The organism is Pantoea jilinensis, assembly GCF_019104105.1.
Taxonomy (GTDB): Bacteria; Pseudomonadota; Gammaproteobacteria; order Enterobacterales; family Enterobacteriaceae; genus Pantoea; species Pantoea eucalypti.
The window spans coordinates 1,023,505-1,037,277 of the sequence record NZ_CP077746.1 but is presented as its reverse complement, the minus strand read 5'-3'; the positions used below and the strand labels follow the sequence as shown (position 1 = coordinate 1,037,277).

The following is a 13,773-nucleotide window of genomic DNA, read 5'->3' as shown; positions in this document are numbered from 1 at the left end:
CAGTCAGACTTTCCCGGCAGTGGTGTTCAGTTCAATTCGAAAACAGACGTCAGCCTGCTCACAGGGGACCAGCGTCAGGTCGCCATGCATCCGGCGCAGGCAATCTTTGGCAATACTCAATCCCAGCCCGCTGCCTTTTACCGGCCCTTTGCGCTGCTGGCTGCCCTGGAAGAACGGTTCGAAAATCATTGCCTGCTCTTCCGGCGGAATCGGCGTGCCGCTATTCGCGACCTCTATCCAGATCCGATCGCCCTGCTGCTGACTGCGCAGCCAGATGGTACCGGATTCGCTGCCGTAGTTCACGGCGTTCGAGTAGAGGTTATCAATGACCCGCATCAGTAACGTCGGTTCAGCAAGACAGTGGCTGACCTCAAGATTAACGACCGTCTGCATGAGTTTGGCGCGCGCCGAGAGCGCATGTGCATTGACGACGCCCTCCACGATCGCTGCCACGCTGACCGGTTCCAGCTGGATCGGGCCATCCGCCAGTTTGCGATTGTAATCGAGCAGTTGTTCAATCAGCCGCTGCAGATGGCGGCTGCTGCTGTCGAGAATAGTGACCACCTCTTTCTGGTCGGCGTTCAGCGATCCGGCGACTTCATCCGCCAGCAACTCAGTGCCTTCACGCAGGCTGGCCAGCGGCGTTTTCAGTTCGTGTGAAAGATGGCGCAGAAACTCATGACGCTGAGATTCCAGCCATGCAAGCCGTTCGCTGAGCCAGACGATGCGCTGTCCCAGCGAGCGTAACTCGCGCGGGCCACGAAAAATCACGCTGTTACCCAGCTCCCGCCCTTCGCCAAGCCGGTTGATCATCCGCTCAATGCGCTTGACCGGCCCGATAATCATGCCGGTAAACAGCGTCATCAGCGCGAGACTGATGATAAACAGAATCAGCGCCTGCCAGCCAAAAAACTGGCCGCGATCGGCGATTTCACGCTGCAGTTGTAAGCCACGCGAAAAGACCACTTCGCGCGTGTCCTGCACCATCTGCGCGTTAGTGGCAGAAAAGCGATCCAGCGCCTCTGCGGCGGGTGTAATGGGATTGCCATTATCACATTTCAGTGGCGTCAGCAGCGGCAGAGTCGCCTGCAAGGTCTGAAAAGCAGGCAGTTCGGGCAGACTGGCGCTATGCGAGCTCAGCATCTGACTGTAGCGGGTGTATTGCGTCTGATAAAGACGAGACAGCGAGGCATCATCCAGCACGCAATATTGACGGTAACTGCGTTCAAGCTCTACTGCCGTTCGTGCCATTGCCTCACTTCTGCGCACATCGGTGAAGGTGTTGCGGTTGGTATCAGCGGCCTGTTCACTTAACGCAGAGAGACTTTCCCACGCCTGCCAGGCCAGTACCAGCAACGGTAGCAGCACCAGAACAAACGCCATCAACACCAGCTGACGCAGAGAACGGGGAAATAAACGCCATTTTTTCACGCAGACGCTTCCTTAAGATTTACTGTCTGGATGCTAGCGGACTCTGACAGCAGAAGAAAGGTGTGGTGGGCAGAAAGAGAAACAAAAGAAAACGGCAGGCTCAATGGCCTGCCGCTGTCACGACGCGTGGTGCATCGCGTAAGAATGGGTGGAGCCTTACTCAACGTTACGTCCGTTGTTTGATAACGCAAGCGATTATCGGTCAGGTGGACGGCAGGCTCCGTTTGGTGCGTCATTCGGACTTTATGAGCTCTTATCCGCTTCGCGGGGCAATCATAAACAGGTGAATGAGCAGCTGCATAAGTATAGCAAGTTTCATGCCAGAAAATAAATCATTATATTTTTCAGCAGATTGAACGAGCTGCTCCAATGACACCTGCGAAAAGTCCGATGCAGACAGCGTCAATGTGTCTCCATAAGGCGACATTAAATCACCCCGGATACCCGCTCATTTAAAATCAATGAGATAGATGTCGCCATAAAGAGACAGTGCAATATCCCCCTTGTCGCCATTTGCCAACAGCGGCGTAAAAAAGAACAGGAGGCACACCGGCCTCCTGTTCATTTCAGCGGATTACATTAACCCAGCTGTCTGCGTGCATTGCGGAAAATGCGCATCCACGGGCTGTCTTCGCCCCACTCTGCCGGATGCCAGGAGTTGCTGACGGTACGGAAAACACGCTCCGGATGCGGCATCATAATGGTGACGCGACCACTTTCATTGGTCACGGCGGTGATGCCGTTAGGTGAGCCATTCGGGTTAGCCGGATAGGTTTCTGTCACCTTGCCGAAGTTATCGACAAAGCGCAGTGCCACCAGCCCTTTCGACTCCAGCGCCGCCAGATGCGTTGCATCACGCACCTCAACAAAACCTTCTCCGTGCGAAACCGCGATAGGCATATGCGAACCGGCCATGCCGTCCAGCAGCAGTGACGGACTGGCGGCCACTTCGACCAGGCTGAAGCGCGCTTCAAAGCGTTCAGACTGGTTACGCACAAAGCGCGGCCAGAGATCGCTGCCCGGAATCAGTTCACGCAGATTGGACATCATCTGACAGCCGTTACAGACGCCCAGCGCCAGGGTCTGCGGACGGTGGAAGAAGGTTTCGAACTCATCGCGAACACGCGGGTTGAACAGAATCGACTTCGCCCAGCCCTCACCGGCACCCAGCACATCACCGTAAGAGAAGCCGCCACAGGCAACCAGCGCCTGGAACGCTTCCAGACCGCGACGCCCGGCCAGCAGATCGCTCATGTGAACGTCAATGGCGGTAAAGCCAGCACGATCAAAGGCAGCGGCCATCTCCACATGGGAGTTCACACCCTGCTCACGCAGCACCGCGACGCGTGGACGTGCGCCCGTCGCGATCATCGGTGCCGCCACATCTTCCTGCGGATTAAAGGTCAGATTGACGTTGAGACCAGGATCGCTGTCGTTTTTCTTCGCTTCATGCTCCTGATCGGCACACGCCGGGTTGTCGCGCAGGCGTTGCATCTGCCAGGTGGTTTCCGCCCACCAGGTACGCAGCGTATTGCGGCTTTCACTGTAGACCGCGCTGTCACCGGAACGGATCACAAAGCGATCACCTGGCTGCGCGCTGCCCAGCAGATGCGTGGAAGCGGCAAGACCGTGATCGGCCAGGATCCGCTCAACGGCATCGCGATCGGCGGCGTTGATCTGAATCACCGCACCCAGCTCTTCGGTGAACAAGGCCGCCAGCGTATCGCTGCCCAGCGAGGCGATATCAACGTCAATGCCGCAGTGACCGGCAAAGGCCATCTCGGCCAGCGTCACCAGCAGACCACCGTCAGAGCGGTCGTGGTAGGCCAGCAGTTTCTGCTCAGCCACCAGCGCCTGAATCGCATTGAAGAAGCCCGCCAGCTGGGTGGCATCACGCACATCGGCAGGTTTGTCACCGAGCTGGCGATAGACCTGCGACAGCGCGGTTGCGCCCAGCGTATTCGCGCCGTTGCCCAGATCGATCAGCAGCAGCAGGTTGTCCTGATCGGCCTGCAGCTGTGGCGTGATGGTGCGACGGACATCTTCGACGCGTGCAAACGCAGTAATCACCAGCGACAGCGGCGAAGTCATCTCGCGCTGTTCAGTGCCTTCCTGCCAGCGGGTTTTCATCGACATCGAATCTTTACCGACCGGGATGGTGATCCCCAGCGCCGGGCAAAGCTCTTCGCCGACGGCTTTCACCGCCGCATATAAACCCGCATCTTCACCCGGATGACCCGCAGCGGACATCCAGTTAGCGGAGAGTTTCACGCGCTTCAGCGAACCAATCTGCGTTGCCGCCAGGTTGGTCAGGGCTTCACCCACCGCCAGACGACCCGATGCTGCGAAGTCCAGCAGCGCAACCGGTGAACGTTCGCCCAGGGCAAAGGCTTCGCCGTGATAGCTGTCGAGGCTGGCAGTGGTCACCGCACAGTTGGCCACCGGGATCTGCCACGGCCCGACCATCTGGTCGCGTGCCACCATGCCGGTCACGCTGCGGTCACCGATGGTGATCAGGAAGGTTTTTTCCGCCACAGCAGGCAGATGCAGTACGCGATTCACCGCATCAACCAGCGTAATGCCGTCACGCTGCAGCTCGGTGCCCTGCGCCTGCTGCGTCACCACATCCCGCGTCATCTTCGGCGTTTTGCCCAGCAGGACATCCAGCGGCATATCGATAGGCTTATTATCGAAATGGCTATCTTCCAGACTCAGGTGCAACTCTTCGGTGGCTTCACCAATTACGGCAAAAGGTGCGCGTTCGCGCTGGCAAATCGCCTCAAACTGCGCCAGCTGATCGGGTGCTACGGCCATCACATAACGTTCCTGTGATTCGTTACACCAGACTTCCAGCGGGCTCATGCCTGGCTCATCACTCAGGATGTCACGCAGGTTAAACCGGCCACCACGACCGCCATCGCTGACCAGCTCCGGCATAGCATTGGAAAGGCCGCCCGCGCCCACGTCGTGGATAAACAGAATCGGGTTCTCATCGCCCAGCTGCCAGCAGCGGTCGATCACCTCCTGACAACGGCGCTCCATCTCCGGGTTATCACGCTGTACAGAGGCGAAGTCGAGATCGGCATCAGACTGACCCGAGGCCATGGATGAGGCCGCGCCGCCGCCCAGGCCGATGTTCATGGCCGGACCGCCCAGCACCACCAGCTTCGCGCCTACGGTGATTTCGCCTTTCTGCACGTGATCGGCACGGATGTTACCGATGCCGCCCGCCAGCATAATCGGCTTATGATAGCCGCGCAGCTCAGTGCCGTTGTGGCTGGTGACCTGCTCTTCATAAGTACGGAAGTAGCCATTCAGAGCCGGACGACCAAATTCATTGTTGAAGGCAGCGCCGCCCAGAGGTCCGTCGGTCATGATCTCCAGCGCGCTGACAATGCGGGCTGGTTTACCGAAGTCCTCTTCCCACGGCTGTTCAAAGCCAGGAATACGCAGGTTAGAGACCGAGAATCCGACCAGGCCCGCTTTTGGCTTGGAGCCGCGACCGGTTGCGCCTTCATCACGGATTTCACCACCAGAACCGGTGGCCGCGCCTGGCCACGGCGAAATCGCCGTTGGGTGGTTGTGCGTTTCCACCTTCATCAGAATGTGCGCAGCTTCCTGATGCCAGCGGTACTCGCTCTCTCCGGCGTCAGCAAAGAAGCGGCCAACCTCTGATCCTTCCATCACGGCGGCGTTATCTTTATAGGCAGAGAGCACGAAGTCCGGCGTCTTCTCCATCGTATTTTTGATCATTTTAAACAGCGACTTTGGCTGTTTCTCGCCGTCGATAATCCAGTCAGCGTTGAAAATCTTGTGACGACAGTGCTCAGAGTTCGCCTGCGCAAACATATAGAGTTCAATGTCGTTGGGGTTACGACCCAGTGAGGTAAACGCCGCCACCAGGTAGTCAATTTCATCGTCTGCCAGCGCCAGACCCAGGGAGATATTGGCCTGCACCAGCGCCTGACGGCCCTGACCCAGCAGATCGACACTTTTCACCGGCTGCGGCGTGTGGTGCGCGAACAACTGCTCAGCCTGCGCCAGGTCACTGAAGACCGTTTCCATCATCCGATCGTGCAGCAGTGTGCCCAGCGTTTGCCACTGCGCTTCGGTCAGCTGGGGAGCCTGTACATAGAAAGCCAGACCACGTTCCAGACGACGGACCTGTGGCAGGCCGCAGTTGTGGGCGATATCGGTTGCTTTGGATGACCAGGGCGAAATGGTACCAGGACGCGGTGTCACCAGCAGCAGACGACCCTGTGGAGCATGTTCAGCAAGAGAGGGACCATATTTCAGCAGACGTTGCAGACGGCTCTGTTCGTCAGCGCTTAAAGGCGTACTGACATCAGCAAAATGGATGTACTCAGCGTAAATATCACTCACCGGCAGATGAGCGTCCTGAAAGCGGGTCAGCAGTTTGTTTACACGAAATGCCGACAGGGCGGGCGAACCACGCAGAATTTCCATTAATAAGTCTCTCGTCAGGGCGCCGGGCGACGCAAATTGGGCGCAACAGGGAAAACGGGGCGTATTATAGAGAAAGCGACCTCGCGACGAAACCGTTTGCGCACAATTTTTGGCGACCCGGATTTGCCTGAAATTTGCGCAAAAGCTGCTATAAAAGTTGCTCAGCGTGATTTTGTTGCGCAAAATGCCCCTCGCTCTGGGAGTTCAAAGAAGATAAATACTGCCTTTAAAAGACAGAGGCCTTAGAGCCAGCGAGAGATAACTATTTGAAACGCCTAAAATTTAATTATCTGTTTATCGGTCTGGTTGCCGTGCTGTTAGCGTTAGCGCTATGGCCATCCATTCCCTGGTACGGGGGTGGGCAGGACCAGATTTCACAGATTAAATCGCGGGGAGTGCTGCGTGTCAGTACCATCAACTCCCCATTGACTTACTACACAGTTAACCAATTACCGGCCGGTATGGACTATGAGCTGGCAAAACGTTTCGCCGATTACCTGGGCGTCAAACTTAAGGTGACGGTTCGTCCTAACCTGAGCGATCTGTTTGATGACCTTGACGATGGCAAAGCCGATGTGCTGGCCGCCGGGCTGAACTATAACAATGAACGCCTGACGCGTTATCAGACCGGGCCAGGTTACTACAATGTTTCGCAGCAGCTGGTCTATCGCGTGGATAAGCCGCGCCCTAAAAACCTCGGTGACTTAAAGGGGCGGCTAACGGTTGCGGCGGGATCGGCTTACCTGTCAACGCTGAAGAGCGCGCGTTCTAATCAGTTTCCCGATCTGGACTGGGCGATCTCCACCGATCAGAGCCCTAAAGCCCTGCTGGAAGCGGTAGCTGATGGCAAGCTCGACTATACGATTGGCGACTCCGTCACCATCGCCCTGTTACAGCGCATTTATCCGCAGCTGGCGGTCGCGTTCGACGTCACCGATGAAGAGCCGGTGACCTGGTATGTGCGGCACAGTGATGATGACAGCCTGAATGCGGCGATGCTCGACTTCTTTAATGGTATGGGAGAAGAAGGCGCGATGGCGCGGCTGGAGGAGAAATATCTCGGCCACGTTGGCACCTTTGATTATGTCGATACCCGCACTTTCCTGCGGGCCATCGACAATACGCTGCCCGACATCAAGCCGCTGTTTGAGAAGTACGCCACCAGCATTGACTGGCGACTGCTGGCAGCGATCTCCTATCAGGAGTCGCACTGGAATCCGCAGGCCACCTCCCCTACCGGCGTACGCGGCATGATGATGCTGACGCGTAACACCGCGGAGAGTCTGGATGTGGGTGATCGTACCGATCCCGAACAGAGCATTCGCGGCGGCAGTCAGTATCTGCAGGATATGATGGCGAAGGTGCCACAGAGCATCCCGGAAGATGAACGTATCTGGTTTGCGCTGGCGGCTTACAACATGGGCTATGCCCATATGCTCGACGTCCGCAAGCTGACGGCACGCCAGGGTGGCGATCCGGACAGCTGGGCGGATGTAAAGCTGCGTCTGCCGATGCTGAGTCAGAAGCGTTACTACACACAGACGACGTATGGCTACGCCCGTGGGCATGAAGCTTATAACTACGTGGAGAATATCCGCAAGTATCAGCTAAGTCTGGTGGGTTATCTGCAGGAGCAGGAGAAGCGTCTGAAGCAGCAGGCGGAAGCCCAGGCCGAACTGGCGAAGGGCTATCCGGCGGTTGAACCAAAGATCGCGATGAACTAACCCTGGCGCTGCGCCTGACGCAGCGCTTTTTTCTGCTCGCGACGCATACGGAAAAAATCGCTCAGCATGGCGGCGCACTCTTCAGCCAGCACGCCACTGTGCAATTCAATCTGATGATTCATGCCAGGGTGGCCCAGCACATCCAGCAGCGATCCCGCCGCGCCACTTTTAACATCGTGCGCACCATAAACCAGACGCGTTATGCGGCTGTGAACCATAGCACCGGCACACATGACGCACGGCTCCAGCGTCACGTAAAGCGTGGTATCCAGCAGACGATAATTTTCCAGCACTTTACCGCCCTGGCGCAGAGCCATTATTTCGGCGTGCGCCGTCGGGTCGTGCTGACCAATGGGCCGGTTCCAGCCTTCGCCAATCACCTGGTCGTTCTGAACCAGCACCGCGCCCACCGGCACTTCGCTCTGCTCCCACGCCCGTCGCGCCAGACCAAGCGCATGGCGCATCCAGTACTCATCTTGTTGTTTCACGCTGACCACCCCGGGCGACTAAAAAGCGGCGCATTATAGCGGTCTCATCGGTCCTTTAAAAACTTATTCCAGCTGTTGCAGTTCACCCGCCGGGGTCACGCGCCAGCGATGCTGACAGAAAAACAGCAGCGGGTTGTCCTGTTTGCTGTCGCTGTAGCCGCTGTAAAGCTGCAGCGGCGTACCGATTTTCTCTTCCAGCTGCGCCACTTTCTCATGGCCAAGACAGCGCATCGCCAGCACCCGCCCACCCCAGCCGCGCTGCATCTGGCTCGCAATCATCTTCACACGTGGCAGAAACGCGGAGTCGTAATAGACCTGCTCCACCAGCGACTGTGGCGATCCGGTGATCAGCCAGACTTCAGCATCATCACTGCTGAGATAATCCGTCAGACGCTGCTGCACCACCGGGAACGCTTTCACGCGCAGCCGGAACCACTGCGCAAACTCCGCTTCGAGGCGCAGCAATGTCTGCTCAGAGCGTCCAAAGGTAATTGACCAGAGCAGCAGGCTCATGGGCCAGCGAGCCGCACGGCCTTTAAACAGCAGGCCGATACCGACCACCGGCAATACCGGCACCACCAGCAGCAGATTAAGCGGGCGGCGACGCAGCAGATAGCGCATAAACGTGCCGAACATGTCCTGCTGGTGCAAAGTGCCATCCAGGTCAAAAAATACGATGCGACGTTGTGTTCCCCTGGTCAAACAACTCTCCTTTATGGCTGGTTCTGGAATGATAAAGAGTAGTGTAGCCATCATCAGGCGGTACGGCGATGACTGTCATTTTTAATTCCGATGACTACAATACCCGATGAATAGTTTATTCTTCATTGATTATCCCTGAATGACGAGGATTGGGCATGAGTTCTTTGCTGCGCATTCGCCAGCTTTATCCACGACTGGCGTTGAACGAACGTCGGCTCGCGGATTTTTTACTGTCGCAACCCGATCGGGCGCGTCACCTGAGTTCACAAAAACTGGCGGAAGAGTCCGGCGTCAGTCAGTCGAGCGTAGTGAAGTTTGCTCAGAAGCTGGGCTATAAAGGTTTTCCGGCGCTTAAGCTGGCCCTGAGTGAGTCACTGGCGGACAAGGATGCCATTACCGTGCATAACCATATTCTGAGCGACGACCCGCTTAAAATGGTGGGTGAAAAGCTGCTGACAGAAAAGCTTTCAGCGATCCGCGCCACCCTGGATATTAATAGCGAAGAAAAGCTCAACGACGTGTTACAGCTGCTGAAAAATGCCCGCCGTATTTTACTGGTGGGCATCGGCGCCTCGGGCCTGGTGGCGAAAGATTTCTCCTGGAAGCTGATGAAGATCGGCATTAATGCGGTGGCGGAACAGGATATGCACGCCCTGCTGGCCAGCGTGCAGGCGATGGGGCCAGGCGATGTGCTGCTCGCCATCTCTCACACCGGTGAACGGCGAGAGATCAATCTGGCCGCGCAGGAAGCGGTTCAGGTGGGCGCAGATGTGGTGGCGTTCACGGGTTTTACGCCGAATACCCTGCAGCAGAGTGCCGGTTACTGTCTTTATACGGTGGCGGAAGAGCAGAGTACCCGCAGCGCGGCGATCTCCTCAACCACGGCACAGCTTGCTCTGACCGATCTGCTCTTTATGGCGCTGGTGCAAAACGATCCAGAGCGCGCGTCCAGCCATATTCGTCACAGCGAAGCGCTGGTGAAAAAGCTGGTCTGATCAGCGTCAGCACGTATAATACCCGCGCTTTTTCTGTTGGTATCAGGTGGGTAAAATGGCGCTGTTGATTACGTCCAGATGCATTAACTGCGATATGTGTGAACCGGAGTGCCCGAATCAGGCGATTTCACTGGGCGATGCGATCTATGAGATTGATGTCAGCCGCTGCACGGAATGTGTCGGGCACTATGAGCGGCCAACCTGTCAGCAGGTCTGCCCCATCGACAACACGATTATCATAGACCCACAGCACACCGAATCTCGCGATGCGCTGTGGGAGAAGTTCGTGCTGCTGCACGGCTAGCTTTCAATGATTACCGTGGCGCAGGCGTAGTGACGCTCATCGGCCAGCGTCACGTGAACGTGCTTAACGCCCAGCCTCTCTGCCACGTCAGCGGCATGCTGAAAGAAGCGTAACCCCGGTTTTCCCAGCGCATCGTTGTAAACTTCAAACTGATTAAACGCCAGACCACCGCGAATGCCGGTGCCAAAGGCTTTTGCTGCCGCCTCTTTAACCGCAAAACGTTTGGAGAGAAAGCGCACCGGCTGCTTGTGCGCCTGATACTGGTGCCATTCGGCTTCACTCAGCACCCGACGCGCCAGCCGATCGCCGGAGCGTTCTATCACCCCGGCGATGCGTTCAATCTCAACGATGTCCGTACCTAATCCGAGAATAGCCATTAGCGACGGGCTTCACGCAGCAGTTGCTTCATCTCTTTAACTGCATCCGGCAGGCCACTCATTACTGCACGCCCGATAATCGCATGGCCGATGTTCAGCTCATGCATTTCCGGCAGCGCGGCAATCGGCAGCACATTGTGGTAGGTCAGACCATGACCGGCGTTAACTTTGAGCCCCAGGCTGGCAGCAAAAATCGCGGCATTGCGAATGCGCGCCAGCTCAGCGTCACGCGCCAGTCCCTCTGGTGCCTCGGCGTAAGCGCCAGTATGGATTTCGATGTAAGGCGCACCCGTGGCAACGGCGGCTTCGATCTGGCGGTGATCGGCATCAATAAACAGCGAAACCAGAATGCCAGCATCCTTCAGCAGTCGCACGGCCGCGTTCATCTTCTCCTGCTGTCCCGCCACATCCAGTCCGCCTTCCGTTGTCACTTCCTGACGCTTTTCCGGCACCAGGCAGCAGAAATGGGGCTGAATGTCACAGGCAATGCCGATCATCTCATCGGTGACCGCCATCTCCAGATTCATGCGCGTCTGAATCGTGTCACGCAGAATTCGCACGTCGCGATCGGTGATGTGACGGCGATCTTCACGCAGGTGCACGGTAATGCCGTCTGCGCCTGCCTGCTCGGCGATAAACGCCGCCTGTACCGGATCGGGATAGTTTGTCCCACGCGCGTTACGCACCGTGGCAATGTGATCGATATTGACGCCTAACAGCAACTCAGCCATGACCATCCTCACTTCTTTTCCATCGTGATGTTGAGTGTACCGCGCAAATATAAACAGGCGGTACGACCAGCGCTATTCTTCTGCCTGTTCGGGCTTTATCTTCGGGATAAACTGGCGGAACAGCTCCTGACTTTTCAGCGGCTTGCCACCAAGATAAGGCTTCAGGGCGATGCGCGTAAAGCGCTTCGCGGCACGCAGGGTGTCGGCATCCGGAAACTCTCGCTCACACAGGGCGTGCAGCTCCCGTCCGGTAAAGCTGCGATTGTTCACCACCAGGCTGGCGATAAAACCCCGCTCTTCGCGATAGCTGTAGGTCATATCGTCGCTGACCGGCTCGCCGCTGCCGGCGCAGTGCAGGAAGTCGACGCCGTAACCCAGGTGACCGAGCAGCGCCAGTTCAAATCGTCGCAGTGCCGGTTCGGGCTTACCGTGTGTTGAGGCTAACGCCTGAAGACAGTTGAGATAGTCGAAGAAGAGTTCCGGGAAGGGAGATTCCTGCTGCAATACGCGTGAGACCAGCTCATTGACGTAGAGACCGCAGTAAAGCGTGATGCCGCTGAGCGGTAAAGCCAGCGACACCGCTTCGGCATTGCGCAGGGTTTTAACTTCCCCGCGCCCGCTCCAGCGAACCAGCAGCGGGGTAAAAGGCTGTAACGCACCTTTCAGGTTGGAACGCCGGGAACGCGCGCCCTTGGCCAGTACCCGGACCCGTCCTTCACTTTCGCTGAACAGGTCGAGCAGCAGGCTGGTTTCGCTGAAGGGACGACTATGCAGCACAAAGGCGCGTTGCCAGCCTTCCATTGAATCAGAGATCGTCTGTATAACCCAGGCTGCGCAGCGCACGTTCGTCATCTGCCCAGCCGGATTTCACTTTCACCCACAGTTCGAGATGCACTTTTGCTTCGAACATCTCTTCCATGTCCCTGCGCGCTTCGGTTCCGATGACTTTGATTTTGGCGCCTTTGTTGCCAATCACCATCTTCTTCTGCCCTTCACGCTCAACCAGGATCAGACCATGGATATCGTAACCGCCGCGTTCGTTGGTAACGAAGCGCTCAATCTCAACCGTGACAGAGTAAGGCAGTTCAGCGCCCAGGAAGCGCATCAGTTTTTCACGGATCATCTCTGACGCCATGAAGCGCTGTGAACGGTCAGTGATGTAATCTTCCGGGAAGTGATGATCGGCCTGTGGCAGATGCTTGCGGGTAATCGCCGCAATGGTATCGACGTTTTTGCCGCTCTCAGCAGAGATAGGCACGATATCGAGGAAGTTCATCTGCTGGCTCAGGAACTGGAGATGCGGCAGCAGAATGCTTTTATCCTGGATATTATCGACCTTGTTGATCGCCAGCACGACCGGCACTTTGTTGTCGCGCAGTTTGTTTAAGACCATCTCGTCATCTGGCGTCCAGCGGGTGCCTTCAACCACGAAGATCACCAGCTCTACGTCACCAATCGAACTGCTGGCTGCGCGGTTCATCAGACGGTTAATGGCACGCTTCTCTTCCATGTGCAGACCCGGAGTATCGACGTAGATCGCCTGATATTCGCCCTCGGTGTGAATGCCCATGATGCGGTGGCGCGTGGTTTGCGGCTTACGCGAGGTGATCGACACCTTCTGCCCCAGTAACTGGTTCAGTAAGGTGGATTTACCGACGTTTGGTCGGCCAACAATCGCGACAAAGCCGCAATAAGTAACGTTTTCGCTCATTCGAATCCTGAGTTGTTCAGCGCCTGATACGGCGTTGAAAAAGTGCTATTTGAATCGTGTGTCATTCAGCGTCTTCTGACGCCGGGACAGAACTGCCAAAGGGTGATTCACTGTGTGCCGCTCCGGCACGGTCACCCCGACAGACCTATTCGAGACCTAATTTTATCAGCGCCTGTTCAGCTGCTGCCTGCTCAGCTTTACGACGGCTGGAGCCGACGCCGACGACCGGCTCGGCCATGCCACTCACCTGACAGTGAATGGTGAATTCCTGATCGTGGGCTTCGCCACGCACCTGCACGACCAGATAACTTGGCAGTGGCAGATGACGTCCCTGCAGATACTCCTGCAGACGCGTTTTCGGATCTTTTTGTTTGTCGCCAGGACTGATTTCGTCCAGGCGGCTCTGATACCAGTCAAGGATCAGCTGTTCTACCCGCTCAATACCGCTGTCGAGGAAAATGCCGCCAATCAGCGCCTCGACCGTATCGGCAAGAATAGATTCACGACGGAAGCCGCCGCTTTTTAGCTCACCCGGTCCCAGACGCAGGCACTCGCCAAGATCAAATTCGCGGGCCATTTCAGCCAGCGTGTTGCCACGCACCAGTGTGGCGCGCATGCGGCTCATGTCACCTTCATCAACCCGCGGGAAGCGGTGATAAAGGGCATTAGCGATCACATAGCTAAGAATTGAATCGCCAAGAAATTCCAGGCGTTCGTTATGCTTACTGCTGGCGCTGCGGTGAGTCAGGGCCTGCTGTAACAGTTCCGAATGAGTAAAAGTGTAGCCCAGTTTGCGCTGAAGCTTGTTAATCAGGATGGGGTTCATGCGATTCCAGTTCTTTG

The 13,773-nt window shown here is 56.7% G+C and carries 12 protein-coding genes; 3 read left to right on the top strand and 9 right to left on the bottom strand.

The annotated features are described in order from the left end of the window. Positions 1 to 3 precede the first annotated feature (3 nt). Both KTJ90_RS04930 and purL read right to left on the bottom strand, forming a co-directional pair. Complete coding sequence (locus KTJ90_RS04930; protein WP_003848629.1) at positions 4 to 1,431, bottom strand: sensor histidine kinase; 1,428 nt, start codon at positions 1,429 to 1,431, stop codon at positions 4 to 6. A gap of 579 nt (positions 1,432 to 2,010) precedes the next feature. After that, on the bottom strand, positions 2,011 to 5,898 hold the full coding sequence (gene purL, locus KTJ90_RS04925; protein WP_499025975.1) for a phosphoribosylformylglycinamidine synthase: 3,888 nt from the start codon (positions 5,896 to 5,898) through the stop codon (positions 2,011 to 2,013). Positions 5,899 to 6,164: 266 nt separating this feature from the next. Here purL and mltF point away from each other — a divergent pair, with 266 nt between their 5' ends. Continuing rightward, positions 6,165 to 7,622, top strand: a complete 1,458-nt coding sequence (mltF, locus tag KTJ90_RS04920) for a membrane-bound lytic murein transglycosylase MltF (RefSeq protein ID WP_003848623.1) — start codon at positions 6,165 to 6,167, stop codon at positions 7,620 to 7,622. On the opposite strand, the gene tadA is transcribed toward mltF, so the two are convergent. Next, the gene (gene tadA, locus KTJ90_RS04915; RefSeq protein WP_003848621.1) at positions 7,619 to 8,086 is read right to left on the bottom strand and encodes a tRNA adenosine(34) deaminase TadA; all 468 of its coding nucleotides are present in this window, start codon (positions 8,084 to 8,086) and stop codon (positions 7,619 to 7,621) included. The genes mltF and tadA overlap by 4 nt on opposite strands. A gap of 87 nt (positions 8,087 to 8,173) precedes the next feature. Next, positions 8,174 to 8,812, bottom strand: a complete 639-nt coding sequence (gene yfhb / locus KTJ90_RS04910; protein ID WP_039659517.1) for a phosphatidylglycerophosphatase C — start codon at positions 8,810 to 8,812, stop codon at positions 8,174 to 8,176. A gap of 155 nt (positions 8,813 to 8,967) precedes the next feature. Between yfhb and KTJ90_RS04905 the strand changes: the two genes are divergently transcribed. Both KTJ90_RS04905 and KTJ90_RS04900 read left to right on the top strand, forming a co-directional pair. Then, positions 8,968 to 9,807 carry a MurR/RpiR family transcriptional regulator gene (locus KTJ90_RS04905; protein WP_499025974.1) on the top strand — a complete coding sequence of 280 codons (840 nt, stop codon included), beginning with the start codon at positions 8,968 to 8,970 and terminating at the stop codon, positions 9,805 to 9,807. Between the two features lie 55 nt (positions 9,808 to 9,862). Continuing rightward, positions 9,863 to 10,111 carry a YfhL family 4Fe-4S dicluster ferredoxin gene (locus KTJ90_RS04900; protein ID WP_003848615.1) on the top strand — a complete coding sequence of 83 codons (249 nt, stop codon included), beginning with the start codon at positions 9,863 to 9,865 and terminating at the stop codon, positions 10,109 to 10,111. On the opposite strand, the gene acpS is transcribed toward KTJ90_RS04900, so the two are convergent. From acpS to rnc, 5 genes are all read right to left on the bottom strand, one after another. Further along, the gene (acpS, locus tag KTJ90_RS04895; protein WP_003848613.1) at positions 10,108 to 10,488 is read right to left on the bottom strand and encodes a holo-ACP synthase; all 381 of its coding nucleotides are present in this window, start codon (positions 10,486 to 10,488) and stop codon (positions 10,108 to 10,110) included. The genes KTJ90_RS04900 and acpS overlap by 4 nt on opposite strands. Continuing rightward, positions 10,488 to 11,219 (bottom strand): pyridoxine 5'-phosphate synthase, encoded by a 732-nt coding sequence (pdxJ, locus tag KTJ90_RS04890; protein WP_154926904.1) that lies wholly within the window; start codon positions 11,217 to 11,219, stop codon positions 10,488 to 10,490. Before pdxJ ends, acpS begins: the two co-directional genes overlap by 1 nt. Positions 11,220 to 11,291: 72 nt before the next feature. Then, positions 11,292 to 12,020 carry a DNA repair protein RecO gene (recO, locus tag KTJ90_RS04885; RefSeq protein ID WP_187512899.1) on the bottom strand — a complete coding sequence of 243 codons (729 nt, stop codon included), beginning with the start codon at positions 12,018 to 12,020 and terminating at the stop codon, positions 11,292 to 11,294. A 4-nt stretch (positions 12,021 to 12,024) separates the two neighbouring features. Continuing rightward, a complete protein-coding gene (gene era, locus KTJ90_RS04880) occupies positions 12,025 to 12,930 on the bottom strand; it encodes a GTPase Era (protein ID WP_003848607.1) in 906 nt (301 codons plus the stop codon). A 145-nt stretch (positions 12,931 to 13,075) separates the two neighbouring features. Then, positions 13,076 to 13,756: a ribonuclease III gene (rnc, locus tag KTJ90_RS04875; RefSeq protein ID WP_003848606.1), complete on the bottom strand. Its 681-nt coding sequence runs from the start codon at positions 13,754 to 13,756 to the stop codon at positions 13,076 to 13,078. Positions 13,757 to 13,773: the final 17 nt, after the last annotated feature.